Origin of the sequence: Saccharomonospora amisosensis (assembly GCF_011761185.1) — a bacterium.
Taxonomy (GTDB): Bacteria; Actinomycetota; Actinomycetes; order Mycobacteriales; family Pseudonocardiaceae; genus Saccharomonospora_A; species Saccharomonospora_A amisosensis.
Window position 1 is genome coordinate 2,438,494 of record NZ_JAAOYM010000001.1, and the last position, 26,885, is coordinate 2,465,378.

The 26,885-nt window shown below is 69.8% G+C and carries 23 protein-coding genes; 13 read left to right on the forward strand and 10 right to left on the reverse strand.

Annotation, left to right across the window (positions count from 1 at the left end; all coding sequences use genetic code 11):
- Window position 1 precedes the first annotated feature (1 nt).
- From FHU38_RS11885 to FHU38_RS11895, 3 genes are read right to left on the reverse strand one after another with little or no spacing between them, the layout of a single operon-like run.
- Entirely contained in the window at window positions 2–850 is an 849-nt protein-coding gene (locus FHU38_RS11885; protein WP_167170227.1) for an MlaE family ABC transporter permease, read from the reverse strand.
- The gene (locus FHU38_RS11890; RefSeq protein WP_167175982.1) at window positions 850–1,659 is read right to left on the reverse strand and encodes an MlaE family ABC transporter permease; all 810 of its coding nucleotides are present in this window, start codon (window positions 1,657–1,659) and stop codon (window positions 850–852) included. Before FHU38_RS11890 ends, FHU38_RS11885 begins: the two co-directional genes overlap by 1 nt.
- Window positions 1,659–2,549 (reverse strand): oxygenase MpaB family protein, encoded by an 891-nt coding sequence (locus tag FHU38_RS11895; protein ID WP_167170230.1) that lies wholly within the window; start codon window positions 2,547–2,549, stop codon window positions 1,659–1,661. The genes FHU38_RS11890 and FHU38_RS11895 overlap by 1 nt, the downstream gene beginning before the upstream one ends.
- 144 nt (window positions 2,550–2,693) lie before the next feature.
- On the opposite strand from FHU38_RS11895, the gene FHU38_RS11900 reads away from it, so the two are divergent.
- On the forward strand, window positions 2,694–3,884 hold the full coding sequence (locus FHU38_RS11900) for a TetR/AcrR family transcriptional regulator (RefSeq protein ID WP_167170233.1): 1,191 nt from the start codon (window positions 2,694–2,696) through the stop codon (window positions 3,882–3,884).
- Window positions 3,885–3,913: 29 nt separating this feature from the next.
- Here FHU38_RS11900 and FHU38_RS11905 read toward each other — a convergent pair whose 3' ends face one another.
- Window positions 3,914–4,738 (reverse strand): oxygenase MpaB family protein, encoded by an 825-nt coding sequence (locus tag FHU38_RS11905; protein ID WP_167170236.1) that lies wholly within the window; start codon window positions 4,736–4,738, stop codon window positions 3,914–3,916.
- A 102-nt stretch (window positions 4,739–4,840) separates the two neighbouring features.
- Between FHU38_RS11905 and FHU38_RS11910 the strand changes: the two genes are divergently transcribed.
- The 4 genes from FHU38_RS11910 to FHU38_RS11925 all read left to right on the forward strand — a co-directional run bounded on the left by FHU38_RS11910 (window position 4,841) and on the right by FHU38_RS11925 (window position 9,421).
- The gene (locus tag FHU38_RS11910) at window positions 4,841–5,458 is read left to right on the forward strand and encodes a TetR/AcrR family transcriptional regulator (protein WP_167170238.1); all 618 of its coding nucleotides are present in this window, start codon (window positions 4,841–4,843) and stop codon (window positions 5,456–5,458) included.
- A 106-nt stretch (window positions 5,459–5,564) separates the two neighbouring features.
- On the forward strand, window positions 5,565–6,737 hold the full coding sequence (locus tag FHU38_RS11915) for an NAD(P)/FAD-dependent oxidoreductase (protein WP_167170240.1): 1,173 nt from the start codon (window positions 5,565–5,567) through the stop codon (window positions 6,735–6,737).
- A 67-nt stretch (window positions 6,738–6,804) separates the two neighbouring features.
- Window positions 6,805–8,007 (forward strand): NAD(P)/FAD-dependent oxidoreductase, encoded by a 1,203-nt coding sequence (locus FHU38_RS11920; protein WP_167170243.1) that lies wholly within the window; start codon window positions 6,805–6,807, stop codon window positions 8,005–8,007.
- 31 nt (window positions 8,008–8,038) lie between these two features.
- Window positions 8,039–9,421, forward strand: a complete 1,383-nt coding sequence (locus FHU38_RS11925) for an MBL fold metallo-hydrolase (protein ID WP_167170246.1) — start codon at window positions 8,039–8,041, stop codon at window positions 9,419–9,421.
- 46 nt (window positions 9,422–9,467) lie between these two features.
- Here the strand turns inward: FHU38_RS11925 and FHU38_RS11930 are convergent, their stop codons facing one another.
- Window positions 9,468–11,510: a heavy metal translocating P-type ATPase gene (locus tag FHU38_RS11930; RefSeq protein WP_167170249.1), complete on the reverse strand. Its 2,043-nt coding sequence runs from the start codon at window positions 11,508–11,510 to the stop codon at window positions 9,468–9,470.
- A gap of 109 nt (window positions 11,511–11,619) precedes the next feature.
- Here FHU38_RS11930 and FHU38_RS11935 point away from each other — a divergent pair, with 109 nt between their 5' ends.
- Complete coding sequence (locus FHU38_RS11935; RefSeq protein WP_167170252.1) at window positions 11,620–12,453, forward strand: SAM-dependent methyltransferase; 834 nt, start codon at window positions 11,620–11,622, stop codon at window positions 12,451–12,453.
- Between the two features lie 81 nt (window positions 12,454–12,534).
- On the opposite strand, the gene ligD is transcribed toward FHU38_RS11935, so the two are convergent.
- The 4 genes from ligD to FHU38_RS11955 all read right to left on the reverse strand — a co-directional run bounded on the left by ligD (window position 12,535) and on the right by FHU38_RS11955 (window position 17,308).
- Window positions 12,535–13,470 (reverse strand): non-homologous end-joining DNA ligase, encoded by a 936-nt coding sequence (gene ligD / locus FHU38_RS11940; protein WP_167175984.1) that lies wholly within the window; start codon window positions 13,468–13,470, stop codon window positions 12,535–12,537.
- A gap of 46 nt (window positions 13,471–13,516) precedes the next feature.
- Window positions 13,517–14,539: a glycosyltransferase family 4 protein gene (locus FHU38_RS11945; RefSeq protein ID WP_167170254.1), complete on the reverse strand. Its 1,023-nt coding sequence runs from the start codon at window positions 14,537–14,539 to the stop codon at window positions 13,517–13,519.
- Between the two features lie 60 nt (window positions 14,540–14,599).
- Window positions 14,600–16,654, reverse strand: a complete 2,055-nt coding sequence (locus FHU38_RS11950; RefSeq protein ID WP_167170259.1) for an amylo-alpha-1,6-glucosidase — start codon at window positions 16,652–16,654, stop codon at window positions 14,600–14,602.
- Window positions 16,655–16,771: 117 nt separating this feature from the next.
- Window positions 16,772–17,308 carry a DUF2231 domain-containing protein gene (locus tag FHU38_RS11955; RefSeq protein WP_167170262.1) on the reverse strand — a complete coding sequence of 179 codons (537 nt, stop codon included), beginning with the start codon at window positions 17,306–17,308 and terminating at the stop codon, window positions 16,772–16,774.
- 125 nt (window positions 17,309–17,433) lie between these two features.
- Between FHU38_RS11955 and FHU38_RS11960 the strand changes: the two genes are divergently transcribed.
- The gene (locus tag FHU38_RS11960) at window positions 17,434–19,224 is read left to right on the forward strand and encodes a thiamine pyrophosphate-requiring protein (RefSeq protein ID WP_167170265.1); all 1,791 of its coding nucleotides are present in this window, start codon (window positions 17,434–17,436) and stop codon (window positions 19,222–19,224) included.
- A gap of 286 nt (window positions 19,225–19,510) precedes the next feature.
- Window positions 19,511–19,870 carry a hypothetical protein gene (locus tag FHU38_RS11965; protein ID WP_167170268.1) on the forward strand — a complete coding sequence of 120 codons (360 nt, stop codon included), beginning with the start codon at window positions 19,511–19,513 and terminating at the stop codon, window positions 19,868–19,870.
- A gap of 32 nt (window positions 19,871–19,902) precedes the next feature.
- Here the strand turns inward: FHU38_RS11965 and FHU38_RS11970 are convergent, their stop codons facing one another.
- The gene (locus FHU38_RS11970) at window positions 19,903–20,877 is read right to left on the reverse strand and encodes a bile acid:sodium symporter family protein (protein ID WP_167170271.1); all 975 of its coding nucleotides are present in this window, start codon (window positions 20,875–20,877) and stop codon (window positions 19,903–19,905) included.
- 151 nt (window positions 20,878–21,028) lie between these two features.
- On the opposite strand from FHU38_RS11970, the gene FHU38_RS11975 reads away from it, so the two are divergent.
- The 5 genes from FHU38_RS11975 (at window position 21,029) to FHU38_RS11995 (ending at window position 26,875) form a co-directional block, all read left to right on the forward strand.
- Window positions 21,029–22,618, forward strand: coding sequence for a phytoene desaturase family protein (locus tag FHU38_RS11975; RefSeq protein WP_167170274.1), 1,590 nt, complete (start codon window positions 21,029–21,031; stop codon window positions 22,616–22,618).
- A gap of 29 nt (window positions 22,619–22,647) precedes the next feature.
- Window positions 22,648–23,136, forward strand: a complete 489-nt coding sequence (locus FHU38_RS11980) for a hypothetical protein (RefSeq protein WP_167170277.1) — start codon at window positions 22,648–22,650, stop codon at window positions 23,134–23,136.
- Window positions 23,137–23,331: 195 nt separating this feature from the next.
- The gene (locus tag FHU38_RS11985) at window positions 23,332–25,587 is read left to right on the forward strand and encodes a xanthine dehydrogenase family protein molybdopterin-binding subunit (protein ID WP_167170279.1); all 2,256 of its coding nucleotides are present in this window, start codon (window positions 23,332–23,334) and stop codon (window positions 25,585–25,587) included.
- A 2-nt stretch (window positions 25,588–25,589) separates the two neighbouring features.
- Window positions 25,590–26,060, forward strand: a complete 471-nt coding sequence (locus FHU38_RS11990) for a (2Fe-2S)-binding protein (RefSeq protein WP_167170282.1) — start codon at window positions 25,590–25,592, stop codon at window positions 26,058–26,060.
- A complete protein-coding gene (locus tag FHU38_RS11995) occupies window positions 26,057–26,875 on the forward strand; it encodes an FAD binding domain-containing protein (protein WP_167170285.1) in 819 nt (272 codons plus the stop codon). Before FHU38_RS11990 ends, FHU38_RS11995 begins: the two co-directional genes overlap by 4 nt.
- Window positions 26,876–26,885: the final 10 nt, after the last annotated feature.

A 26,885-nucleotide genomic window follows, 5' to 3' on the forward strand; every position in this document is an offset into this window, starting at 1 on the left:
GCTACGATCCGATCCCCGGCAGCGTGGGCCGGATGCCCCAGAACGCGATGGACAGCAACACGTCCAGCACGGCCACCGACACGATGCTGGTGCGCAGCGCCCTGCCCGCGGCCTTGCCGACACCTTCGGGCCCACCGGTGGCGTAGTAGCCGTGAGCGCAGTGCACCAACGTGATCATCATGGCGAACAGCACTGCCTTCAGCAGGGAGTACAGCACGTCGCCAGGGGTGAGCAGCAGGTTGAAGTAGTAGTCGTAGGTGCCGCTGGACTGTCCCTTGAACTGCACCACGGCCAGGCTCGTCGCCGCGTAGGAGGCGAACAGTCCGACCAGATACAGCGGGATCACCGACACGAACGCCGCGGCCATCCGGGTGCTCACCAGGAACGGCAGTGAAGGCACCGCCATGGCCTCCAGCGCGTCGATCTCGTCGGAGATTCGCATCGCACCCAGCTGTGCGGTGAAGCTGGTACCGACCTTCGCCGCGAGCGCCACGCTCGCCACGACGGGAGCGATCTCGCGGGTGTTGATCAGTGCCGACATCAGCCCGGTCATCGGGGACAGGCCGATCAGCTCCAGCCCCCGATAGCCCTCCAACCCGATCTGGGTACTGGCCACGGCGGACATGGCGAACACCACGCCGATCGTTCCGCCACCCGCCAGCAACGACGCCGAGCCGAAGCTGATCTCGCTGATGTGCCGGATCACGTGCCGCCAGTAGCGGGCCAGTGCCGCAGGCAGATACAGCACGGCGCTGCCGTAGAAGGTGGCGTGCCTGCCGAGCCCGACGAAACTGTCGATGGCGGGCCGCACCGCCATCGCGGAGTTCACGGCGAGCGTTCTGGCCGGCATCAGTACTCACCCCGCGCGGGCACGATCGCCGAGTACAGCTCCGTGATCACGGTGTTGGCGACGAACACCAGGATGAACGACATCACCACGGCCTCGTTGACCGCGTCGCCGACGCCGCGCGGCCCACCCTTCGCGGTGAGTCCCTTGAAGGAGGACACCAGGGTCGCCAGCACCGCGAAAGCCGCGGCCTTCACCTCGGCGACGGCGAAGTCGGTGACGCGGGAGAACTGCGTCAGCATCCCGAGGAAGCTGCCCGGCGAGTCACCGAGCACCACGACCTGGAAGGCGAAGCTGACGCTGATGCCGACGGCCATCACCAGGCACGCCAGTGCTGTCGTCACCAGCACCGCGCCGACAAGGCGGGGCACCACGAACCGTTCCACCGCCGAGATGCCCATCACCTCGAGCGCGTCGACCTCCTCGCGGATGGTGCGCGCGCCGAGGTCGGCGCACATGGCCGAGCCGCCGACACCGGAGATCATCAGCGCGCAGATGAGCGGCGAGGCCTGCGCGACGATGACGAAAGCGACGACGGCACCGCCGTAGCCCTCGGCGCCGAGCTGGCCCGCCATCGAACCGACGTTGAGGGCGACCACGACGCCGAGCGGGATCGTCACCAGCAGTGCGGGCATCGTGGTGACCGACGCGAGGAACCACGCCTGCTCGAGGAGTTCCCGCCAGGAGAACTTTCGCTTGGCCAGCACCCGGAAGGTCGCAGCCATCGCGCGTACCGAGAAGGCGAGCAGCAGCCCGGCCTGGTTGAGCGCGTCGGTAACCGGCCCGCGCGCGGATGGCGTTTCCAAGGCCATCACGCCGCCTGCGGACTCGCGTGCCCGCCTTGCCGCTGCCCGCGGCGCCGCTTGCGTTCCCTGCGCATGATCACGTAGGCGATGGGCGCGTAGCGCAGCGGTTGCGGCAGCCTGCGGTGCACTCCACCGACAAGCCGGGCGAGCCGATCCAGCCTGCGCTGGTCGCGCTCGGTCCAGGTCAGGTTCATCCGCTGCCGCAGCACCGGAGGCAGGGTGCCCACCGTGGTGAGCCGCACCAGCCTTCCCGCGGGGGTGGCCACCAACCACCACAGCGGGTCCGGCAGGAAACGGGACGGTTTGGTGGGCCTGGTGAGGGCCTCCAGCACGTCGGTGGTGCTCTGGTTGGCCTCCAGGGTGTCGCGGACGGTTTCCGCGAACAGTTCCTCGGCCTGCCGCCAGGTGGCGGGCAGGTGATGGCCCTTGATCCCCAGCGCCGCGCCGATGGCCCGGAACTCCGTCCACATCGTCTCCAGTTCGGACTCCGTCATCGGGGTGCCGAACGTGGCCGCGGTGTCCACCATGAACTTCGCCAGTGTCAGGTGAACCCAGGCGTACGCCTGCGGGTTCAGCGCGTGGTAGCGACGCCCCCGCTGGTCCACGCCCTTGATCTGCTTGTGCAGTTCGAACAACCTGCGTCCCTCGGCGTGCGCGCCGTTTCCCATGCCGTGGACGAACCGCAGTGTCGAGATGTGGGTGTTCCACGCGCGTCGCCACGGGTGGTGGCGGAAGTCGGAGTGTTCGAGCACGCCCGCGCCGACGACCGGGTGGGCGACTTGGAGGAGCAGTCCGGTACCGGCCAGAAAGATTCCGGGCGTGGCGGCGAAGTGCTGCCAGGTGACCGATTCGGGACCGGGCAACTGCTGGGTTTCGCCGGTGACCTCTTGGTCCATGTCAGCCTCCGCGGAACCGCATCGTTTGCGAATGGCGATTAACCTAGCCGGTCGATGGCGGTCCTTGTCAAGGTTGTGTTTGCGCGCGGGGTAGAGTCAGATACCTGCTGATAGCAGTGGTTCGTCCGGCGGAGGGTGTGAGAGATGGCGGGGTCCGCGAGCGGATCGACGGCGGTGCCCGCTGGGCGAGTTGACCGCAAATCCCAGTTGGCCAAGATCGCGGCGGAGCTGTTCTGCGCGAGGGGCTACTACACGGTCGGGCTCGGCGACATCGCGATGGAGGCGGGCATCACCGGTCCCGCGATCTACAAGCACTTCCGCAACAAGCAAGCGATACTCGCCTACGCCGCGGGCGAGATCAGCGAAGCCATCGAGGGGATCGTGGCAGCCGCCCGAGAGTCGACGGGCACCGCGGCGCAGCGGCTCGACGCCGTGGTGGGCGAGTGCGTCCGGCTCGTGATCGAGCGCCGCCGTAGCGTCCCGCTGTACCAGTGGGAGAGCCGCTACCTCGAGCCCACCGAGCACGCGAGATTCACCGGCGCGCTGGCCGCGCTGGTCGACGTGCTCGCCGACGCGTGCGGGCGAGCCCGGCCCCGGCTGCCAGCCGCCGACCGGACGACGCTGGCCTCGGCGGCGCTGAGCGCGATCGCCAGCTTCGGAACCCACCGCACGCAGGTGTCGGCGCGGGTGGCCGAAGCCGAACTGCGCGCGGTGGCCACCGCGGTACTGGCTACCGGCCTGCCACCTCGGCTGGAGCGGCAGCCGAGCCGGTCGGAGCCCGCGCCGGGGGAGTTCGTCTCCCGCAGGGAACGGCTGCTGGTGGCCGCGCCACGGCCGTTTCGCGAGCGGGGCTTTCACGGGGTAACCATGGAGGATCTCGGCGCCGCGGCCGGGATCAGCGGTTCCAGCGTGTACCGGCACTTCGCCAGCAAGGCCGACCTGCTGGCCGCGGTCTACTACCGGGCGGCCGACCGGCTCGCTGCCGCGACCAGCGCGGCGGTGGACGACGCCAGTGACCCGGGAGAGGCGTTGCGCAGGCTGGTCGATTCCTATGTCGGCTTCGCCTTCCAGCACAGCGACATGGCCGCGGTGTACCTGTCGGAGTCGGAGAACCTGCCGGAAGCCGACCGGCACGCGCTGCGCAAGGCGCAGCGCGAGCACGTGGAACAGTGGGTGCGGCTGGTGGTGGCGGTTCACGAGGGCAGAAACACCACCCACGCGCGGCTTGCCGTGCATGCCGCGCTGAACATCGTGCACGATCTGTCCATGGGCAGGCGCAGGCTCGCCGACGCCGACCAGATCAAGCACCTGGTGTTCGCGGCGTTGGCGAGCTGACCTCCCGGCATGGTTAACCGGGGTTCGCGTCAGATGAGCGGCTTGCCCTTGCGTAGCCTGCGACGCATGTCCCAGAGGTAGAAGTTGTAGGGGAACTCCCGCAGCACCCTCGGCTGCCGCATGACCACGGCCGCGAGCACCTTCATGAATCGGTCGAAGCGGCGCTGGTGCCGTGGCGACCAGTCCAGCCGCATCTCCTGCCTGAACCGCTGCGGCAGGAACCCGGTGGTGACGAACCGGTTGAACGGGCCGAGCAACAGGCTGAGCGGGCGGGGCAGGAACCGCACCGTGGCCAGGTCGTACAGGTAACCGCGCACGGTGTCGTCGATGGAGATCTTCTCAAGGGCCTGTTCCCAGTACCGTTCGAACGCCGCCCGGTCGGCGGGCCACATTTCGGGGCGCACCTGCAAAGTGGTGCCCAGCGCCTCGGAGGAGGCGTAGATCTCGTCGGCGGTCTCGTCGTCCAGCTCGCCGATGAAGCTGCGGCAGACGTCCTCGATGCCTCGGTACAGGCAGGCCGCCACCCACAGTTGCAGCTCGGGGTCGAACGCTCGGTAGGACACCGGGCTGGAATCGGTGGAGTAGACCTCCTTGTGCTGCCGGTTCACGGCACGCCGGTACGCCTTGCGCTCCTCGTCGGTCCCCAGCATCGCGACGGCGAGGTAGGTCAGTGTGGTGCGGGTCCGCCGCGCCGGGTGCTTGAAGACGTTGCCGTCGTCGACCCGGCTCTCCACCACGCCGTAACCGACACCGGGGTGGGCGAGCTGCATGATCACGTTGGCGCCGCCTGCTAGCAGTCCCGCGCCGACGATCGTCTTCTCGCGGATGTCGCCCCGCGTTCGAGTGGCACTCACGGTCGTTCCCTTCTCCCGCCTCGGGGCCGCCCGCGCTCATTCTGCGAACGGCCGTTGTCAGATATGCAACAGGGTGGCCGCCGGAGATGTCAAGATGGGGTCATGGAATCGACATCGCTGCGGATCTACGGTGGGGTCGCAGGCGCCGACCGCACGGCCGAGCGTCGCGCCCAGTTGATCGAGGCGGGGCTGGAACTGCTCGGGGCGGCCGAAGGGGAGCCGAACCTGTCCGTGCGTGGCGTGTGTCGGCAGTCGGGTCTTGCCACGCGCTACTTCTACGAGAGTTTCGCCGACCGCGACGCGCTGGTGGCCGCGGTGTACGACCACGTGGTGCAGGGCCTCGCCGCCGCCACTCTGGCGGCCGTCGAGGCAGCCCCGCACGACGCCAGGCAGAAGGTTCGCGCGGGTCTGGGTAGGTTGGTGCGCTACGTCGCCGAGGACCCACGCAGGGGCAGGCTGCTGTTCTCGCCCGCGCTGGGTGGCAGCGTACTGGCCGCCAGGCGTGCCGAGTCGGCCCGGTTGTTCGTCCGGCTGCTTGGTCTGCAGGCGCGGGAGTTCTACGGCATCGACGACAGCGCGCGCCTCGCCGTGGTGTCCGAACTCCTGGTCGGCGGGCTGGCGCAGGTGCTGACCGCTTGGCTCGGTGGCGCACTGTCGCTGAGCGAGGAGGAGATCGTCGAGCAGTGCACGGAGGTCTTCGTCGGCGTCGCCTCGCAGTGACGGCTGAGCATGCCGTGCCCGAGCGGTCACCGGCGGTGCATCGCTGGTAGATACCCCGAGGGGTATAGTGGCGGGAAAGGTGAGTCCCGTCCCCCTGGAGGGGTGCATGACCAGCAGAGTCGTCGTTCTCGGCGCGGGTGCCGGCGGACTGTCGGCGGCCAACCGGTTGGCGGCGCGGGCAGGCGGCGGCCCGGATCTCGACATCGTTCTCGTCGATCGCTCGCGGGAGCACGTCTTCCTTCCCGGCTACGTGCCGATGATGCTGGACGGTGCTCCCGCCGAGTCGTTCCGTCGCCCGCTGCAGGACCTGCTGCGGCCGGGTGTGCGGCAGGTCAACGGCGAGGTCACCGGCCTGGACCCGGACGCGTCCTCGGTGCACGGCACGTTCGGCACGCTGGAGTACGACCACCTCGTGGTGGCGCTCGGGGTCGACGTCGGTTGGCCTGGGGACGCGGGCTCGGCAGGTGAGCTGGCGCCGTGGACGCTCGACGGTGCGCTCGCCGGCAGGAAGGCGCTCCACGGCCTCGGCGAGGGCGACCGCGTGGTCGTCGGTCCGAGCGGGGTGTCCTACCGGTGCCCGCCCGCCGTGTTCGACCTGGCCGTGCGCATCAAGGCCGCGACCCGAGCACGCGTCGACATCGTTCATCCCTGGCCCCGGCCGCTGGCGCCGTTCGGCGAGGGTCCGGCCGCGGCGTTCGCCGCGATGCTCGACAGCGCGGGCGTTGGCTTCCACGGCGAGTTCCACCTCGCGCAGGCCGACGGCGGCACGGTGCGAAGCGCCGACGGCCGCGAGCTGCCCTACGACGCCGCGATCCTGGTGCCACCGCACCGGGTACCCTCCGTGGTCGCGCGGTCGCCGCTGACCGGGGAGAACGGCTGGCCGGAGGTCACCTTCCCGACGTTCGGACATCCCCGCTACCCGGCCGTCTCGGTGATCGGTGACCTGGCGGCGCCCGCGCTGAAGGTCGGCATGGCGGGAACTCTCGCCGCGTTTCAGGCCGCACACGTGGCGGACCGGATCGCGGCCGAACTGCTCGCCGGTGACTCCGGCAACCCCGCCTCCCCGCCGCCGGGGGAGCCGGTGATGTCGGCGATCTGCTTCGTGGACCCCGGTGACACCGGCTCGTTCCTGCACTGCGACTTCACCGCGCCCGCGTCGGGCAGGGGGCCCGCCGACTGCACGCTCATGCCCTGGCTGCCGTACTTCCGCCACGCCAAGCGTCTCTTCGCGCGGGAGTGGTTCGAGTCGATGGTCTCCGGGGACGTCGGAGGCCGATGAGCTCGCTTGCGATATATACCCCCGGGGGTATGATTTGAGTATCCGGGAGAACCGAAGGAGGCCACCGATGGCCGACAAGTCTCACAAGCACGTGGTGATCGTGGGAGGTGGCACGGCGGGTATCACCGTGGCCGCCCGGTTGCGACGTGCCGGGATGAAGAACATCACCGTGCTCGACCCGGCGACCACCCACTACTACCAGCCACTGTGGACACTCGTGGGCGGCGGCCAGGCCGACGTGCGCATCACCGGCCGGCCGGAGTCGAGTGTGGTGCCTCGCGGCGTGAAATGGGTCCGCGAGGCGGCGTCGAAGTTCGACCCGTCGGCCAACACGGTCACCACCGAAGGCGGCAGGGTACTCAGCTACGACGCGCTCGTGCTCGCGCCAGGCCTGCAGCTGGACTTCGACCGCGTACCCGGCCTCAGCGAGGCGCTCGCCTCGGGGCCGGTCAGCTCCAACTATCGCGCCGACCTGGCTCCGAAGACCTGGGAACTGATCCGCAACCTGCGTTCGGGTACCGCGGTGTTCACCCACCCCACCGGCCCGATCAAGTGCGGGGGCGCCCCGCAGAAGATCGCCTACCTTGCCGCGGACTACTGGCGCAAGCAGGGCGTCCTCGACGACATCCGCGTTGTGCTCGTGCTGCCGGACCCGGCGATGTTCAAGGTGCCGGTGTGGTCGCGCGAGCTGGAGCGGGTCGTGGAGCACTACGGCATCGAGGTCCGGCTTTCCAGTGAGATGGTGTCGGTTGACGGGGGCGCTCGCACCGCCGAGATCGTGAACAACTCGACCGGGGAGCGGGAGACGCTGCCCTACGACCTGCTGCACGTGGTGCCACCGCAGAGCGCGCCCGCGGTGGTCAAGGACAGCCCGTTCGCCGGGCCCGACAACGCGCACGGCTACGTCGACGTCGACAAGTACACGTTGCGCCACAAGCGATTCGACAACGTGTTCGCGGTCGGGGACGTGGCAGACGTGCCGACCTCCAAGACAGGAGCGGCGATCCGCAAGCAGGCGCCCGTCGTGGTGGACAACCTGCTCGCCGTGCTCGACGGCAAGCAGCCGCAGCATCGCTACAACGGTTACACCTCCTGCCCGCTGGTCACCGCGCGCGACAAGATGCTGCTCGCCGAGTTCGACTACGACAGCAAGCCCGCGCCCTCGATCCCACTCATCGACACCACCAAGCAGCGGCGGGACATGTGGCTGCTGAAGCGCTACGGCCTACCCGCCATCTACTGGCACGGAATGCTCAAGGGCCTGGTCTGAACGGGTCCAACCCTCGGGAAAGGAACAAGAAATGATCTTTACGCAGTACTACCTCGACTGCCTGTCCCACGCCTCCTACCTCGTCGGCGACGAGCGCAGCGGCAAGGCCGTCGTGGTGGACCCGCGCCGGGACGTCACCGAGTACCTCGACGACGCGGCCGAACGCGGGCTGACCATCGAGGGCGTCATAAACACGCACTTCCACGCCGACTTCCTCGCGGGGCACCTCGAGTTGGCTGCCCGAACCGGATCGTGGATCGGCTACGGACAGCGCGCCGAGGGAGTGGAGTACCCGATTCGCAGGCTCACCGAGGGTGAGCGAATCAGCCTTGGCGACGTCACCCTCGAGATCATCGAGACGCCCGGTCACACACCGGAGTCGGTGAGCATCCTCGTCTACGAGCACGCCGACGACGACGTCGCATACGGGGTGCTGACCGGCGACGCGCTGTTCATCGGTGACGTGGGCCGCCCCGACCTGCTCGCCTCGCTGGGCTACACCTCCGCGGAACTGGCGGGCATGCTCTACGACAGCGTGCAGCACAAGCTGATGGGGCTGCACGACGACGTGCGGGTCTTCCCCGCGCACGGTGCCGGTTCGGCCTGCGGCAAGAACCTGTCCACCGAGCGGTCCTCCACGATCGGCATGCAGCGGCTGACCAACTACGCGTGCGCGCCGATGACCGAGGAGGAGTTCGTAGCCATCGTCACCGAGGGACAGCCCTCCACGCCCGGCTACTTCAGCTACGACGCGGTGCTCAACCGCAAGGACCGCGGACTGCTCGACCTCAGTGACCGGCTGCGGTCCCTCACCGCGGCGGAACTGATCGCACGCAGGGACGGCGGGGCAGTCGTCGTCGACGGTCGCGACCCGCAGGAGTTCGCCACCGCTCACGTGCGCGGCTCGCTGAACGTGCCCGCCGACGGCCGCTTCGCCGAACTGTCCGGGATGGTCGTGCGGCCGGACGCCGAGATCGTCGTCGTCGCGCCGGAGGGCCGCGAGGAGGAGATGATCACCAGGCTCGGCCGGATCGGGTTCGACAACGTCACCGGCTACCTCGCCGACGCCGAAGCAGGCTTCCTCGAGGTTCCGGAGGAGATCGTGCCCGCGAGCAGGGTCACCGTGAGCCAGCTCCGCGAGAGCCTCGACGAGCAGCGACCCCCCGTGGTGATCGACGTCCGCAACAGCTCCGAGCGGGAAGGCGGCTTCATCGAGGGTTCGATGCACCTGCCGCTGGCCGAGTTGCCGTCGCGGCTGGACGAGGTGCCGGTGGCCACGCCGCTGGTGGTCTACTGCGCGGGCGGCCTGCGCTCCTCGGTAGCGGCCAGCGTGCTGCGCAAGGCAGGCCACGAGGATGTCTCCGACATCATCGGCGGCTACGGCGCGTGGGAGCGGGCACTGACCCCCGCCTGACGCCCAGAAGTGACCCGTCCCGGGGCGCGAACCGCCCCGGGACGGTTCACGTCCGCAACTTGGGCTGCCGCAGGTCCACCCGGCGCAGCAGTTGGGCGTTGAGCGCGACGATGATCGTGGAAAGGCTCATCAGCACGGCGCCCACCGCCAGTGGCAGCACGACCCCGGCCCACGCGAGCACCCCGGCGGCCAGCGGGATCGCCACGATGTTGTATCCGGCGGCCCACCACAGGTTCTGCAGCATCTTGCGGTAGCTGGACGCCGACAGCTTCCTGACCGCCACCACGGCCCTCGGATCGTCGGAGGCGAGCACGATCCCCGCCGACTCGATGGCCACATCCGTTCCAGCCCCGATCGCGATGCCCACGTCCGCGCGCGCCAGTGCGGGCGCGTCGTTGACGCCGTCACCGACCATCGCCACCGTGCGGCCCTGCTGCTGCAATCGCGCAACCGTCGCGTCCTTGTTCTCCGGCAGCACCTCGGCGAACACCTCGTCGATGCCCAACTCGGCCGCCACCGCGTCGGCCACCTGCCTGGCGTCGCCGGTGATCATGGCCACCGCCACCCCGAGCCGGTGCAGCGTGTCGATCGCGGGCCGTGACTCCGGCCGCACGCGGTCCTCCAGCGCCAGCGCACCGACGACCTCGCCGTCGCGCAGCACGTGCAGCACCGCCGCGCCCCTTTCATGCCAGTGCCGCACCGGTTCGCTCAGCGTGTCCGGCACCGACACCTGCCGCTCCCGCAGCAGCGCGGGTCCGCCGACGGTGACGTCGGCTCCGTTCACTTCCGCGGTGATGCCGCGCCCCGCCATCGAGCGGAATCCGGTGGCGGGCGGGACCTCGGCACCGCGCTCACGCGCGGCCGCGACGACGGCGCGGGCGAGCGGGTGCTCGCTGTCCGACTCGGCCGCCGCGGCGAGCGCCAACAGTTCGGTCTCGTCGCCATCGGCCGCCGCGACCCCGGTGACCACGTGCTGCCCCTCGGTCAGAGTGCCGGTCTTGTCGAACAACACCGTGTCCACCGACCGCATCCGCTCCAGCGCCAGCCGGTCCTTCACCAAAATCCCGTTGCGTGCCGACTTGGCCGTCGAGATGGAGGTGACCAGCGGAATCGCCAGGCCCAGCGCGTGCGGGCACGCGATGACCAGCACGGTCACCGACCGCACGACGGCCGCGTCGGGGTCGCCGAGCAACGCCCACACCGTGACGGTGATCGCCGCGACAGCGACGGCCACGTAGAACAGCAACGCCGCCGCTCGGTCGGCCAGCACCTGACCACGCGAGCGTGACTGCTGCGCCTGGCTGACCATTCGCTGGATACCCGCCAGCGCGGTGTCCTCGCCGACGGCGTCCACCCGCACCCTGATCGAGTTGTCCGTGGCCACGGTCGCGGCCACCACCCGGTCGCCTTCGGATCGTGGTGCCGGGTTGGACTCTCCGGTGATCATCGACTCGTCCACGTCGGCGGTGCCGGAGACGATGGTGCCGTCGGCGGGAACCCGGCCGCCCGGCCTGACCAGCACCAGGTCGCCGACGGAGAGGTCGGTGGCGGGAACGGTCCGCACCGACCCGTCGTCGGCGACGCGTTCGGCCTCGTCGGGCAGCAGCTCCGCCAGAGCGGCCAGCGCCCCGCGTGCCTGGCCGATCGCGCGCATCTCCATCCAGTGCCCGAGCAGCATGACGACGATGAGCAGTGACAGTTCCCACCACACGTCCACGGCGAAGGCGCCCAAGCTGGCGGCCATGCTGGCGCTGTAGCCGACCGTGATCGCCATGCCGATCAGCAGCATCATGCCGGGCTGGCGATCCCGGATCTCGCGTACCGCTCCGACGAGGAACGGCCAGCCGCCGTAGCCGAAGATCACGGTGCCCAGCACTGGGGCGATCAGTTCCGAGCCGGGGAAGTCCGGTGCGGTGTATCCGAGCCAGTGCTGCACCATCGGCGCGTACAGCAGCACCGGCACGGTCAGCGCGAGGGTGAGCCAGAACCGGTCCCGAAACATCGCGGTGGTGTGCCCCGCGTGCTTGTCGTGCGCATGGTGAGCGCCGTGCCCACCGGCGTTCTCGGCCGGCTGCTGCCGCGTCGTCATCGGTGCCTCCACTACCCGCCCCAAGCGTAGGGGGGAGCCGGTGTTCACACCCGATGATCGTCACGGCAGACTTGCGGTGTCGGCGAAAGCCGGGGAAGGAGCAGACGCGATGGCGGCGGACAACACCGATCGGCTCGCCGATTCGGTGAACAAGGTGTCGGTCGGCAGGGTGTACGACTATCTGCTCGGCGGAGTGCACAACTACGCGGTGGACCAGGCTTTCGCCGAGGAGCAGTTGCGGATACTGCCCGACATCAGGGACTTCGCGCGGTCGAACCGGGCCTTTCTCGGGCGCGCCGTGCGGTTCGCGGTGTCCGAAGGCGTCCGGCAGTTCGTCGACATCGGTTCCGGGCTACCGACACAGGGCAACGTGCACGAGGTCGCCGATGAGGTCGCCCCGGGCCAGTGCCGGGTGGTCTACATCGACAACGAGCCGATCGCGCAGGCGCACGCCGAAATCCTGCTGGAACAGACCGCCGATCCGCAGCGGCACCGCGCGCTGGACGCGGACTTCTTCGACGGTGCGCTGCTGTGGCAGCGGGTACTGGACACCGGCCTGATCGACACCAGCGAGCCGGTCTGCCTGCTCGCCGTGGCGTTGCTGCACTTCATGCCACCACAGACACAGCCGCAGCAGATGCTTTCGTTCTACGTCGGCAAGTTGCCGAAGGGCAGCCTGCTGGCGTTGTCCCACATCCACGTCGATCCCGAGGACGCGGAGACGCTGGCGGCGTCGGAGAAGGTCTCGGCGTCCTACCGAGCGAAGGCGAACAACCCGGCGATGCCGCGTTCGCGGGAGGACATCGCGGCCTTCTTCGACGGGCTGGAGCTGGTGGACCCCGGACTGGTGTGGCTGCCCGAGTGGCGTCCTGCCGGGCAGGATCCCTTCGGCAAGGACCCACGACGCTCGCGCGGTCTCGCGGGAGTGGGCCGCAAGGTCTGACCGGACGGGCCCACCTGGCAGCAGCTCCCTTTCCTCGGGCAGCGCCCTCGGCGGCGCCGATGACACCGGCCCTGTGCGTGGTTACCGGGGCAGTCGCACCTCGTGCGGTCGCTTGTCGGTGCGCAGGCCGCGCCAGGACGGGTGGCGCAGCCTGCCCTCGCCGGTCCACTGCCGGTGTTCCACTTCCCCGACCAGCGTCGGCTCCACCCAGGTGGCCTCGCGCGCGCGGTCGCGAGGTACCCCGGTGCCGAACGGGCTCGATTCCCGCCGCAGCGGTCGCAGTCGTTCCCCCATGTCAAGCAATGCCGCGTCGCTGAAACCCGTTCCCACATGGCCGATGTAGACGAGCGTTCCTCGCTCGTCGTGTGCGCCCAGCAGCAGCGAACCGAGCATGCCCGCCCTGCGGCCCTCGCCCGGTGTCCAGCCGCCGATCACCACCTCCTGGGTCAGCCGCAGCGGGGTCTTGATCCAGTGCCGAGATCTCGTGCCGGGGCGGTAGCTGGAGTCGAGTCGCTTGGCGACCACGCCCTCAAGGCCGTACTCGGCGGCGACCTCGAGCAGGTCGGCGCCTGAGGTGTTCGTGTAGTGGTCGGGCGTTCGCAGCAGCGGTGGGTGGTTCAGGCCGAGCCGGGCGAGCCGTTCCCTGCGCCGCTGATACGGAAGTCCGAGCAGGTCGGCTCCGTCCAGCCGCAACAGATCGAACACGTAATAGCAGACCGGATAATCCCGCAGTAGCGCGGCGGTGGGGGAGGCAACGTGCATTCTGGACTGCAGCCTGCCGAAATCCGGCCGGCCTCGCTCGTCCAGCGTGACAAGCTCACCGTCGAGCAGCACGGTACCGGCGATCGGACCCGCCAGTCGGGACAGCTCCGGGTAGGTGGCCGTGATGTCGCGCAGGTTTCGCGAGTGGGCGCGCACGCGTTCGCCGTCCGACCCGACGATGGCGCGAACCCCGTCCCACTTCCACTCGAACGCCCATTGTTCACCGGTGGGAACCCCGCCGAGGGTGGCGAGCATGGGCGGTATCGGCTCCGGCGGTGACACCAGGAACGTCGGCGCGGACTCAGGCCACGGCCCGGTATACGCGCTCGTAGCGCTTGGCCATGGTCTCCACGTCGAAGCGGTCCTCCGCTTCCTCGCGACAGTCCTCAGCCGACAGCCGGCTCGCCCTGTGAATGGCGTCGGCGAGCTCGCCCGGCTCGTCACAGACGAATCCGGTCTTGCCGTGCGTGACGACCTCCGGGATGGCGCCCCTGCCGAGCGCGATGACGGGAGTGCCGCACGCCATCGCCTCGACCATCACGATGCCGAACGGTTCCTCCCAGCACACCGGGAACAGCAGGCAGCGGGCGGCGGAGAGCAGTTCCACCTTTTGTGCCCGCTCCACCTCACCGATCCACTCGACGTCCGGGCCGAGCAGCGGCTTCACCTCTCGTTCGAAGTACTTCAGCTCGTCCGGTTCGCGGCACTTGGCCGCGATCACCAGCTTGACCCCGGCCTCACGCGCGGCCGCGATCGCGTGCGGAATCCCCTTCTCCGGGCAGGTCCTGCCGAGGAAGAGCGCGAAGTCCGACTTGTTCTCCTGGAACGGGAACCGCTCCACCCGCACCGCGTTGTGCACCGTACCCACCCAGTTCAGGTTCGGCGCCATCCGGCGTTGCGCGTCGGAGACGGCCACCAGGTGCACGCTGTCGCCGAGGCCGCGGTAGTACTGCCCCATCTCACCGGTCACCGGCCCGTGCGCGGTCACCACCGTGGGCAAGGATCGGCCGCTGGCCAATAGCGGGCCTGCCAGGCTGTGGTCGTGCACGAGATCGGGCTCCAGCTTCTGCACGATCTCCGGCAACAGCGAGGCGTGGATGATCTCGGGCATCGCCTGTCCGAGTCGATCCTCATTGGGCTGTTCGCACGTCGGGATGAAATCCGCGGGTGTACCGTTGCGCCCCACCCCGACCAGAGTGACCGAAAGGTCGCGAAAGGTAAGTTGCTCCACCAGGTCGGCGCACATGGATTCGATTCCACCGTAGGCCTTCGGCGGTAGCTCGAACCACGGTGGCGCCACCATGGCGATTTCGAGTTGGCTCATGTTCGCCCCATTCCCTACTGAATATGGGGTGAAACAACAGCCCTTCGGACGAGGTACGCACTACCGGACAAGTTCGACATCGTCGCCAACGCCGCGCACGGTCGCTGTCTCGCCCCGCGCCTCGATGGAAATCCGCGCGTCGGCCAGCGGCACGTCGTCGATGACCAGCGCGCCGAACGACTCCGGAAGCACCGGAGCCACCCGTAGCCTGCCGTGCGGCAGGTCGGGCTCGACGCGCAGCAGCGTGCGCAGCAGGTGCACCGGCGCGGCGGAAGCCCAGGCCTGCGGCGAGCACGAGGTCGGGTACGGCACCGGATGGTCGTATTCTTCGCGATCGAACCCGCACATCAGTTCGGGAAGTCGCCCTTCGAACGCTCGGGCGGCGTCGAAGACGGCCGTGGCCACCCGCTGCGCGTGCCGGACGAAGCCGTAACGCAGCAGACCCGCCGCGATCAGCGCGTTGTCGTGCGGCCACACCGATCCGTTGTGGTAGCTCATCGGGTTGTACGCGCCCATGTCCGAGGCGAGGGTGCGCACCCCCCAGCCGCTGAACATGCTGGGCGCCAGCAGCGAGTCCGCCACCGAGGCGGCTCTGTCCTCGGCGAGGATGCCCGTCCACAGGCAGTGCCCGATGTTCGACGTCACCGAGTCGACAGGCCGCTTGTCGCCGTCCAAACCCGTCGCGTAGCGCCCCAGTTCCGGCAGCCAGAACCGCTCGTTGAACCGTTCCTTCAGCCGCGCGGCCCGGTGCCGCCAGTAGCGGCTGGTCTCGCCGTCACCGAGGCCGTCGGCGAGGCAGGCACGGGAAAGGAACGCCGCATAGGCGTAGCCCTGCACCTCGCACAGCGCGATCGGGGCCCGCGCGAGCTCACCGTCGGCGAAGTTGACGCCGTCCCAGGAGTCCTTCCAGCCCTGGTTGGCCAGGCCGCGTTCGGTGGCGCGCTCGTACTCCACGAACCCGTCGCCGTCGCGGTCGCCGTACTTGTCGATCCACTCCAGAGCACGGTCGGCGTTGGGGATGAGCGCTTCGACCCGCTCCCTGCCGATGCCCCACCGGCTCAGTTCGCCGAGCAACATCACGAACAGCGGTGTGGCGTCGACGGTGCCGTAGTAGATGTGGCTGCCGCCCAGCGCCAGCGACGCGTCCGCCCCGAACCGGACTTCGTGCAGGATACGGCCGGGTTCCTCCTCGCTGTCCGGATCGACCTCGCTGCCCTGGTGGTGTGCGAGGGTCTGCACGGTGCCCAGCGCCAGTGCCGGATCGATCGCGATGGACATCAGCGAGGCCAGAATCGAGTCGCGACCGAAAAGGGCCATGAACCACGGTGCACCCGCCGCGATGGCCACGTCGTGCGGGTAGGCGGGGTCGAAGATGCGCAGCGCGCCCAGATCCTCCCTGCTGCGCTGTAATGTCATGGCGAGTGCCCGGTTGTCGGCCCGCCGCAGCACCGGACCCTGCTCTCGCCACCGCCGTGCCCGTACGGCGGGTTCGGAGTTCTCCACCGGGTGTTCCGGAGGGAACAGCGTGGCCGCGGCGGTTTCGTTGACGACGGGAGTAACGGTCACCGACACCGACCACTGCCCGTCGGCCGGGATCGTGGCGCGGAAGGTGAGCCGGTCGCGTGAGTACTCGGCCCCCTCGGCGGTCACGCGCACACCTCTGCTACCGCCTGCCACGTACCGGGTCAGCCGCAGCTCGCTGCCGGTCACCTCCACCGCGTGCTGGCCGATTTCGCGGACCCGGTCCTCCTTGACCTCGAACAGGTCCGCGAAATCGGCGGCCACCTGTAGCGTCACGGTGCAACTGACTTGCCCGCGCCGGTAATTGCGTAACACGATGTCCTCGCGCATGCCGCCGCCGACATAGCGTTCCCTGCGAACCAGCAGGCTGCTTTCGACGCCCTCCCTGGAGTGCGCCCTGCCCACGAACCGGGCGTGGAACGGTTCCGGGGTCACAACGGTGAGGCCCTGCACCGGTTTTCCGTCGATCCGCAGGCTCCAACCCGACAGAATCCGGGTGTCCTGATAGAAGGCGCCCTGTGCGACGGAGCCGTCCAGCTCACCGTCGTCACCACAGACGCAAAACGATGTGCCGTGGACAAGGGTGACCGCCATGCCGGACCTCCTGCGGCGCTCGGTTGCGGCCACGGCGGGAACGTCCCACCGTGGGGCTGGCCACTCATTGTCCCCTCAGTGGGCGTCCCCCGGTGTCGTTTCCCGGGTGTCGTTTGTTCAGTGGTCCGGTCCTGGCCCGCCCTGCCATTGGTGCACGCCCGCGCCGAGCGCGTAGGTCAGATGACCGCCGAGCGCACCACCCACGCCGACCGCGAGCAGGCCCAGCATTCCCCACACCATGCCGGCGGTGTGGGCGCCCGCCGCCCTGCGCCGGTGCGACACCAGGTAGCAGGCCGCCGCGACCGTGTTGGCCGCGGCGTGCAGCGCGCCGACCCGCCGCTGTGTCAGCGACATGTGAGAAAGGTCGGCGACGCCGGCGGCCACGGCGGGCGGCGTGAGAGCCAGCCCGATGCCCACGAGTTCGCGCGCCGCGTCCCGTTGCCCGGTGAGGTCCAGTGCGGCCGAGCAGACCCACGCACCGATGGGCACCGTGACCACCAGCGGGTGCAGCGGGTGGCCGAGCCAGGAACCGCGCAGCGCGGCGTCGGTTCGGGTGCCCGCCAGCACGTTGTGCACGGCTCGCGTGAGTTTCGTGGACGACCGGTCGAACAGGGTGACCGATTCGGCCTTGCGCAACATCCGGTTCAGGTTCATCGCGGGGTGTGGTACCCGCGAGGTGCGGCCTCAACCGCCACGGCCGATCCCGTCACCGATGAGGGGTTGGCTTCGCCGGGTCCGGGTAGCCGCAGTGCGAGTTCCGTGACAGTTATGGAGGCAGCATGGCCGAGACGGTCGCCGACTACGTGCTCCGGCGCCTGCGGGAATGGGACGTCGAGCAGGTCTTCAGCTACCCCGGAGACGGCATCAACGGGATCGTCGCCGCGTTCGGAGCCGCGGACAACCAGCCACGGTTCGTGCAGTCCCGCCACGAGGAGATGTCGGCGCTGCAAGCCGTCGGCTACGCCAAGTTCAGCGGCAAGGTGGGTGTCTGCCTCGCGACCTCCGGCCCCGGGGCGATCCACCTGCTCAACGGACTGTACGACGCCAAGCTGGACCACGTACCCGTGGTTGCCATCGTCGGGCAGACGGCACGCAGCGCGATGGGCGGCAGCTACCAGCAGGAGGTGGACCTGCAGGCGCTGTTCAAGGACGTGGCCTCGGAGTACCTGGTCGAGGTCAACGTCGCCGAGCAGTTGCCCAACGCGCTTGACAGGGCGGTGCGCACTGCCCAGTCCCGGCGCGCCCCGACCGTGATGATCATTCCCGCGGACCTGCAGGAGGAGCCCTACCAGCCGCCGAGGCACGAGTTCAAGCACGTCCCTTCCAGCGAGCCCAGCTCCGCCCGCGCGATCGTCACCCCTGCGGAGGACGAGCTGGCCCGAGCCGCCGATGTGCTCAACGAGGGCAGCAGGGTGGCCATTCTGGCGGGCCAGGGCGCGCGCAACGCCGCCGAGGAGCTGAGGCAGGTGGCCGAGGTGACCGGGGCCGGGGTGGCGAAGGCGCTGCTCGGCAAGGACGTGCTGCCCGACGACCTGCCCTACGTCACCGGTTCGATCGGCCTGCTCGGCACCCGGCCGAGCTACGAGTTGATGCGTGACTGCGACACGCTGCTCATCGTGGGCTCCAACCTGCCGTACAGCCAGTTCCTGCCCGACTTCGGCAGTGCGCGTGCCGTGCAGATCGACATCGACGGCAGCATGATCGGCATGCGCTACCCGACCGAGGTGAACCTCGTGGGCGAGGCGAAGAGCACGCTGCGTTCGCTGCTGCCGCTGCTGCGACGCAAGTCGGATACCGCGTGGCGTTCCACCGTCGAGGGCAACGTCGACTCCTGGTGGCGGACCATGGAGCAGCAGGCGATGCTCGACGCCGAACCGGTCAACCCCATCCGGGTGGTGCACGAACTGTCCGCGCGTGCGCCCCATGACGCGGTGTTCACGGCGGACTCGGGTTCCTCGACCAACTGGTACGCCCGTAACCTGCGGATGCGGGGCCGGATGCGTGGGTCGCTCTCGGGCACGCTCGCGACGATGGGCGCTGGGGTGCCGTACGCGATCGGCGCGAAGTTCGCCTTCCCGCAGCGGCCAGTGATCGCGCTGGTCGGTGACGGTGCCATGCAGATGAACGGCATGGCCGAACTCATCACCGCCGCCAGGTACCGGGAGCTGTGGCAGGACCCCAGGCTGGTGGTGTGCGTGTTCAGCAACGGCGACCTGAACCAGGTGACCTGGGAGCTGCGCGCGTTGGGTGGGGCACCGAAGTTCGAGGAGTCGCAGAGTTTGCCGGTGGTCTCCTACGCCGACTTCGCTCGCGCGGTCGGCTTGGAGGGGGTCGCGGTGTCCGATCCCGCCGACCTGGGTGCGGCATGGGATCGGGTGCTCGCCGCCGACCGGCCCGCCGTGCTCGATGTTCGCTGCGATCCGGAGGTGCCGCCCATCCCGCCGCATGCCACCTTCGAGCAGGTGAAGTCCACCACCGAGGCGCTACTCAAGGGCGACCCCAATGCCTGGCACATTCTGGTGCAGGGAACGAAAACCAAGGCGCAGGAGGCGCTGCCCTCGGTGCGGTGAGCGGCCGCCCAGCCCCGCGAGTCCCCCGCTCCTGCCCGCGAGTCCCCCGCTCCTGCCCGCGAGTCCCCCGCTCCTGCCCGCGAGTCCCCCGCTCCTGCCCGCGAGTCCCCCGCTGCGGTCATCGGGCGTCGAGGACCCCGGAGGTGTTGCCGAACACCTGGTCGCCGACCTGAGCCACCGGCCACCGGCCACCGGCTCGGTGGTTCGTGACCTTGGGCCCTGTCGCGGGTGTCTGCCTTTCGGGCAGCCTCGACGGCGCGTACACCGCGTCGGAAAGGGTCAGCCCATGGGTTTGAAGAACGTCTGGATCAGCACGCTCAGCGACGGGCTGATCAGGGCGGATCAGGTCGTCGGGATCGAAAGCCACCGCACGCCCGAACTGACCGGCAAGGTCTCCAGGTGGCTGCTCGATGTCACGCTTGCCGTTCCCGCGGGCAGCGGGAACACCGACGGCTGGGACGTTGCGGAACTGCACCGGACGCTGGCGCAAAGCGACACCGAACCCCGCGGCGTCCCTGGGGAACTGGCCCGGACGCTGGACCGGCTGGGGGAGGAGGACGAGGGCGGTGTGCTCAGCGTGGTGGCGCGCGATGGGGCGCTGCGGCTGGAGTTCACTCCGTTCGAGCAGGAGCGCGACCGGGACTGATTTCGCGGCCGGGCTCGCCGCCGGGTCCGGCCTCAGCCGCCCGTCGTCGCGCGTTCCCCCGGACGCGGCCGAGCGGGCTTGCGTGCCCAGTACGTCGCCAGCGCCGAACCGGACACGTTGTGCCACACCGAGAACAGCGCGGCGGGCAACGCCGCCAGTGGTGCGAAGTGGGTGGTGGCGAGGCTGGCCGAAAGGCCGGAGTTCTGCATGCCCACCTCGATGCTGACGGCTCGCCGTGCGGACTCGTCCAGCCCGGTCAATGTGGCCGCGAGGTAGCCGAGTACCAACCCCACGGCGTTGTGCGCCACGACCGCGGCTACCAGCAGCGCGCTGCCCGCGGTGACCACGTCGGCGTTGGCTCCCACGACCGCGGCGACGACCACGACGATGCCGGTCACCGATACCAGCGGCAGGTAGGGCAGCACCCGTTCCACGTAGCGCGCCGCCAGCGCGCGCACGACCAGCCCCGCGACCACCGGAACCAGCACGATCTGCACGATGGACTCGAACAGCGCCCAGAATCCGACCGGCAGGTCGGAGCCCGCCAGCCACAGCACCAGCAGTGGCGTCAGCAGCGGTGCCAGCAGCGTGGCCACCGAGGTCATCGTCACCGACAGCGCCACGTCGCCCTTGGCCAGATACACGATCACGTTGCTCGCCGTGCCGCCGGGTGCCGCGCCCACCAGCACCATGCCAACCAGCAACAGACCGGACAGCCCGAACACCCAACTGATGGCCCACGCGGCGAGCGGCATGATCAGGAACTGGGCGGCCAGCCCGAGCAGCACGGTCCAGGGCCGACGCAGCACCAGAGCGAAGTCAGCCACCCGCAAGGTGAGGCCCATCCCGAACATGATCACGCCGAGCAGCAGCGGGATGTAGTCCGCGGCCGCCGCGGCCTGTTCGGGGATCACCAGTCCGGCGACACCGCCGAGTACCACCAGCACCGCGAACCAGCGGCCGGCGAAATCGGCGACCCTGCGAAGCCTGCCACGCTGCGCGGCCATGTTCACCTCACGGAGATCGTCTTGTGCCTCAACCGGGTGAGCACTCTAAACGGAGATCACCGACTGTTCCAGGGTTGTGTGCACGCCAGCACGTCACACGGCGCTGGCGCGAGCCGCCCTCGGCGAGGCAGGCGGGTATGGTCGGCTGCCAGTGGACACAGTCGACGCCGTGGTGATCGGCGCGGGGCCCAACGGCCTGGTGGCGGCGAACCTGCTCGCGGACGCGGGCTGGGAAGTGCTCGTGCTGGAGGCCACCGACCAGCCGGGCGGCGCGGTTCGCACCGCGGAACTGACCGAGCCGGGCTTCGCGCACGACGAGTTCAGCGCCTTCTACCCGCTCGCCGCCGCCTCACCGATCCTGACCGCGCTCGGGCTCACCGCGTACGGCCTGCGCTGGCGCCACGCCCCGGCGGTGCTCGCCCACGTGCTGCCCGACGACCGCTGCGCCGTCCTGCACCGTCGCGTCGAGGACACGATGGCGTCGCTCTCGGCATTCCACGCCGGGGACGGCGAGGCCTGGCACGCCCAGTTCGCCGCCTGGTCGCGGATGCGGGAGCCGTTGCTCTCCGCGCTGTTCACGCCGTTCCCGCCGGTGCGCTCCGGGCTGCGGCTGGCCCGCACGCTTGGCGCGGCGCAAGGGCTGCGATTCGCCAGGATGCTCACCATGCCCTCGGCCGCCGCCGCCGAGGAGACCTACGGCGGCGACGGCGCCAGGCTGTTGCTGGCGGGCAACGCACTGCACGCCGACCTCGGGCCCGAACAGGCGGGCGGCGCGGTGTTCGGCTGGTTGCTGTGCATGCTCGGGCAAGACGTCGGGTTCCCGGTTCCGCACGGCGGAGCGGGAATGCTCACCCGCGCACTGGTGCGGCGGCTCACCGCCCTCGGCGGCAGGCTGGAGTGCGAAAGAGAGGTCACCGGAGTGCTCACCGCGCGCGGCCGCGCGGTCGGTGTGATCGATGTCTCGGGTACCCGGGTGCGGGCCAGCCGGGCGGTACTGGCCGACGTGCCCGCACCGGTGCTGTACCGGCGGCTCGTCGGCCCCGACCGGCTACCCGCACGGCTGCTCGCCGACCTGGAGCGATTCCACTGGGACGCCGCCACCGTGAAGATCGACTGGGCGCTGTCGGGCCCGATCCCATGGCGAAACCCCGAGGCCGCGGCCGCGGGCACGGTGCATCTCGACAACGACCTCGCCGGACTCACCCGCTACAGCGCCGACCTGGCCACGGGCACGGTGCCGGACCATCCGATGCTCATTCTCGGGCAGCCATGCCGGGCCGATCCCTCCCGTGCGCCGCGCGGCGGCGAGGTCGCCTGGGCCTACACCCGCGTTCCGAGGGCCGCCGCGCTCGACGGAGACCGGCTGCGCCGCTTCGCCGACCATGTGCAGGGCATCGTGGAACGGCACGCGCCGGGGTTCAGCGGCCGCGTCCTCGGCAGGCACGTCGCGGGCCCGGCGCAGTTGCGGCGGGCGAACCCGAACCTGGTCGGTGGCGCGATCAACGGCGGGACCGCCGCCATCCATCAACAGTTGCTCTTCCGCCCCGTGCCGGGCCTCGGCCGCGCCGACACCCCGATCGACCGGCTGTATCTGGCCAGCGCTTCGGCTCATCCCGGCGGCGCCGTGCACGGCGGTCCCGGCGCCAACGCCGCGAGGGCCGCGCTGGTCAGGGCCGGACTGGGCGGGCGGCTGTACCGCGGCGTGGTGGCCGCACTGCAGGAGGCCGTCCACGCCGGTTGAGGTGACCGGCGGAGGGGTAGTCCGCGAACATGTCAGGCGACCTCTTGCTTGGGACCTACCTCAACGACCACCACGCCGCGGCTGTCGCGGCCACCGAACTGGCTCGCCGCATGGCGGCCGAGCAGCGAGGCAGCCCCGGCAGTGAGCCGCTGCGGCGACTGGCTCTCGACCTGGAGGAGGACCTGCTCGTGTTGCGCGGGATCATGGCGGCACTCGACATACCCGTCCGGGGGTACAAGGCCGGTGCGGCCTGGGTCGCGGAGAAGCTCGGCAGGTTGAAGCTCAACGGCAGGCTGCTGCGCCGATCCCCGGCCACCCCCGTGATCGAACTGGACGCACTTGCCATGGCGATCGCGGGCAAGGCGGCGGGCTGGCGTGCGCTGCTGCCGGTGAGCGATCGGGACGGCGCGGTCGGCGAGCACCGGCTGCGCGAACTGCTCGCCCGCGCCGAGGACCAGGCCGATCGAGTCCGCGACCTGCAAGGTCATTACGCGGCCGACGCGTTCGCGGCCGCCTGATCTCGCCTTGATCTCGCCGGACCACCCGTCACCTGTGCGGGCAACGCGCCGGGACGCGTGGTCGCAGACGCTGGGGTAGGTTGCCCGGCGGGCGCACGCAAAGCTCACTTCCGTCGGGCAGAAACTTGCCCTCCCGCCGAAGCGCCCTCGGGCGGGAAGAGGCATGATCCTCGTGTAGCCGTAGTGGGAGGCCAGATGAGCATCGTCGGTACCAGGGTGGTCCGCGTCGAGGACGAGAAGCTGATCACGACAGGCGGTACCTACATCGAGGATCTGCGCGAGGAGGCGCTCACCGGCGCCGTCCACGCGATGTTCGTGCGCAGCCCCATCGCGCACGCCCGTATCACGTCGATCGACACGTCGGAGGCGCTGGCGGCACCGGGAGTGGTCGCCGTCTACACCGCCGAGGACATCGACCTCGCGCCGGGTGCGGCGGGGCCCGTGGCCGAGCCGTGGCTGGCCGACGGGGTGGTGCGCTACGTCGGGCAGCCCGTCGCGCTCGTGCTCACGCAGGAGCGTTACCAACTCGCCGACGCCGCCGAGTTGGTGGATGTGGATTACGAACCGCTCGACGCGGTCGCCAGCATCGACGCGGCGCTGAGCGACGAGACCGTGATCTTCCCCGAGCACGGCAGCAACCTCATGCAGGAGCACGGGCACGAGTTCGACGACAACGCGTTCGCCGACTGCGAAGTGGTGATCACCGAGACCATCGTGAATCAGCGGGTCGCGCCCGCGCCGCTGGAGGTACGGGGCGCGGCGTGCGTGTGGGGAGAGGACGGCAGGCTGACCTTCTGGCCGTCCACCCAGAACCCGCAGATGGCGCGCACGATCATCGCGGCAGGCCTCGGCGTCGGTGAGGAATCCGTTCACGTGATCACGCCGGACGTCGGTGGCGGGTTCGGCGCCAAGATCGGGGCGGACCCCGACGCCGTCGTGATCGCCTGGGCCTCCCGCAAGGCGGGCAGGGCGGTGCGGTGGAGCGAGACCCGCAGCGAGAACATGACCGCGATGACGCACGGCCGTGCGCAGCAGAACACGGTTACCGTCGGCGGACGCCGCGACGGCACGATCCTGGCGTTTCGGCTCGACATCGTCCAGGACGCGGGCGCCTATCCGCGAACGCTGTTCCTGCCGACACTCACCGAACTGATGGCCTCGGGTGTGTACCACTTCCCGAAGGTGGAAGCCCGCAGCCGTGGCGTGGTCACCAACACCACGCCGATCTCCGCCTACCGGGGGGCCGGGCGGCCGGAGGCCACCGCGGCGATCGAACGCGCGATGGACCTGTTCGCCGCCGAGATCGGGATGGACCCCGCGGAGGTCCGCAAGGTCAACTTCATCCGGCCGGACGAGTTCCCCTACCAGACTCCGACCGGCGCGGTGTACGACACCGGCGAGTACGCGCAGGCACTGGACAAGGTGCTCGAGAACGCCGGCTACACCGAACTGCGGGCGGAGCAGGCGCGCAGGCGCGACAGCGGAGATCCGGTCGCGCTCGGCCTCGGCCTCGCCACGTACGTGGAGATCACCGGCGGTGACGGGGGAGGGGAGAGCGGCCGCGTCGACATCCACGCCGACGGTTCCGTGACCGCATATACCGGTTCCTCCCCGCACGGCCAGGGGCTGGACACCACGCTGGCCATGCTGCTGTCCGACCAGCTCGGCGTGCCGATGGACAGGATCACCGTCAGGCACGGCGACACCGACGAGGTGCCCAAGGGCGTCGGCACGTTCGGCTCCCGGTCGCTGCAACTTGGCGGGTCGGCCGTACGCCAGGCCGCCGACGAGGTGATCGAGCGCGCCAAGCAGGTGGCGGCCGAGCTGCTGGAAGCCTCCACCGACGACATGGAGCTCAACGCCGAGGCTGGCATGTGGCAGGTGCGCGGCGCGCCGTCGAGCAGGACGGTGACGTGGGCGCAGGTCGCCGAGAAGGCAGGCGAGGGGCAGCTGTCCGCGGACGTGTGGTTCGACAAGGGCACCCCGACCTTCCCGTTCGGGGCGCACCTGGCAGTGGTGGAGGTGGACACCCTCACCGGCAAGGTGGTGCTGCGCAGGCTCGTCGCCCTTGACGACGCGGGGCCGGTCGTCAATCCGGTGACCTTCACAGGTCAGCGGCACGGCGGGCTCGGGCAGGGAGCGGCGCAGGCGCTGCTGGAGGTGATGAACTACGACGCCGACGGCAACCCCACAACGGCCACGTTGGCGGACTACTCGTTCATCACGGCGACGGAGTTGCCGGACTTCGAGCTACTGGACATGGCCACCCCCACCGACCGCAACCTGCTCGGAGTCAAGGGCATCGGCGAGGCCGCGACCATCGGCTCCACACCGGCCGTGCACAACGCGGTGGTGGACGCGCTGTCGCATCTAGGGGTGAAACACATCGACATGCCAACTACGCCGATGCGGGTTTGGCAGGCACTGGCGCGAGTACGGGAGGCGGACTGAGCGTGCGCGTCACGATCGAGATCAACGGACGAACGGTAACCGACGAGGTGGAGGACCGGACGCTGCTCGTGCACTTCGTGCGCGAGAACGCCGGGCTCACGGCCACCAACATCGGCTGCGACACCACTTCCTGCGGTGCCTGCACCGTGCTGCTCGACGGCGAGTCGGTGAAGTCGTGCACCGTGCTGGCCGCGCAGGCCGACGGCCACAAGGTCACCACACTGGAGGGACTGTCGGGGCCGGACGGCGAGCAGCACCCGCTGCAGCGGTCCTTCCGCGAGCAGCACGGGCTGCAGTGCGGGTTCTGCACGCCAGGAATGATCATGGCATCGGCGTCGCTGCTGGCACACAACCCGAAACCCACCCGCGACGAAGTACGTGAGGGCCTCGAGGGCAACCTGTGCCGCTGCACGGGTTACCACAACATCGTCAGCGCGGTGATCGAGGCATCCGGTCAGGAGGTCGACAGGTGATTCCCGCTCCGTTCAGCTACCGGCGCGCGGCGTCGGTGGACGAGGCACTCGCGGTGCTCACCGAGCACGGCGACGACGCCAAGCTCCTCGCGGGCGGGCATTCGCTGCTGCCGCTGATGAAGCTGCGGCTGGCAGCGCCCGAGCTGCTGGTGGACATCTCGCCCATCGACGAGTTGCGCTACGTCCGCACCGACGGTGACGACGTCGTCATCGGCGCCATGTCGCGTTACCACGACCTGCAGGGTGACTCGGTGCTGCGCGAGCATGCGCCGTTGCTGGCGCACGTGTCCGGTGTGGTCGGTGACCAGCAGGTGCGTCACCGGGGCACCATCGGCGGTTCCATCGCACACGCCGACGCGGCCGCGGACCTGCCGGCCGCCGTGCTGGCGTGCGACGGCGTGCTGGTGGCGCGTGGCCCGAAGGGGGAGCGGCGGATTCCCGCGGCCGAGTTCTTCGTCGGCCCGTTCACGACCTCACTGGAGCCCGACGAGTTGCTCACCGAGATCAGGGTGCGCAAACAGGACGGGACCGGCTGGGGCTTCGAGAAGTTCACCCGGCGCGCCATCGACTGGGCGATCGTGGGTGTCGCGGTCGCGGGTGGCTCGGTGGCACTGATCAACATGGCGGGGACGCCGATCAGGGCAACGGCTACCGAGGAAGCGCTGGCGGGTGGCGCCTCCAATGCCGAGGCGGCACGGCTGGCGGCGGAGGGCACCAACCCGCCGGACGAGGCACACGCCAGTTCGCGCTACCGGCAGCATCTGGCGAAGGTGCTCGCCGAGCGCGCGCTGGTCCAGGCCGCGACCAGGGGCTGAGCCTGGGAGC

Bases quoted from the DNA above. Each gene is read 5' to 3' on its own strand.
- FHU38_RS11915 (WP_167170240.1), top strand. From the start codon at position 5,565: ATGACCAGCAGAGTCGTCGTTCTCGGCGCGGGTGCCGGCGGACTGTCG.
- FHU38_RS11910 (WP_167170238.1), top strand. From the start codon at position 4,841: ATGGAATCGACATCGCTGCGGATCTACGGTGGGGTCGCAGGCGCCGAC.
- FHU38_RS11970 (WP_167170271.1), bottom strand. From the start codon at position 20,877: ATGGCCGCGCAGCGTGGCAGGCTTCGCAGGGTCGCCGATTTCGCCGGC.
- FHU38_RS11980 (WP_167170277.1), top strand. From the start codon at position 22,648: ATGTCAGGCGACCTCTTGCTTGGGACCTACCTCAACGACCACCACGCC.
- FHU38_RS11960 (WP_167170265.1), top strand. From the start codon at position 17,434: ATGGCCGAGACGGTCGCCGACTACGTGCTCCGGCGCCTGCGGGAATGG.
- FHU38_RS11950 (WP_167170259.1), bottom strand. From the start codon at position 16,654: ATGGCGGTCACCCTTGTCCACGGCACATCGTTTTGCGTCTGTGGTGAC.
- FHU38_RS11920 (WP_167170243.1), top strand. From the start codon at position 6,805: ATGGCCGACAAGTCTCACAAGCACGTGGTGATCGTGGGAGGTGGCACG.
- FHU38_RS11890 (WP_167175982.1), bottom strand. From the start codon at position 1,659: ATGGCCTTGGAAACGCCATCCGCGCGCGGGCCGGTTACCGACGCGCTC.
- FHU38_RS11965 (WP_167170268.1), top strand. From the start codon at position 19,511: ATGGGTTTGAAGAACGTCTGGATCAGCACGCTCAGCGACGGGCTGATC.
- FHU38_RS11935 (WP_167170252.1), top strand. From the start codon at position 11,620: ATGGCGGCGGACAACACCGATCGGCTCGCCGATTCGGTGAACAAGGTG.
- FHU38_RS11885 (WP_167170227.1), bottom strand. From the start codon at position 850: ATGCCGGCCAGAACGCTCGCCGTGAACTCCGCGATGGCGGTGCGGCCC.
- FHU38_RS11930 (WP_167170249.1), bottom strand. From the start codon at position 11,510: ATGACGACGCGGCAGCAGCCGGCCGAGAACGCCGGTGGGCACGGCGCT.
- FHU38_RS11900 (WP_167170233.1), top strand. From the start codon at position 2,694: ATGGCGGGGTCCGCGAGCGGATCGACGGCGGTGCCCGCTGGGCGAGTT.
- FHU38_RS11945 (WP_167170254.1), bottom strand. From the start codon at position 14,539: ATGAGCCAACTCGAAATCGCCATGGTGGCGCCACCGTGGTTCGAGCTA.
- FHU38_RS11985 (WP_167170279.1), top strand. From the start codon at position 23,332: ATGAGCATCGTCGGTACCAGGGTGGTCCGCGTCGAGGACGAGAAGCTG.
- FHU38_RS11925 (WP_167170246.1), top strand. From the start codon at position 8,039: ATGATCTTTACGCAGTACTACCTCGACTGCCTGTCCCACGCCTCCTAC.
- ligD (WP_167175984.1), bottom strand. From the start codon at position 13,470: ATGCTCGCCACCCTCGGCGGGGTTCCCACCGGTGAACAATGGGCGTTC.
- FHU38_RS11955 (WP_167170262.1), bottom strand. From the start codon at position 17,308: ATGAACCTGAACCGGATGTTGCGCAAGGCCGAATCGGTCACCCTGTTC.
- FHU38_RS11895 (WP_167170230.1), bottom strand. From the start codon at position 2,549: ATGGACCAAGAGGTCACCGGCGAAACCCAGCAGTTGCCCGGTCCCGAA.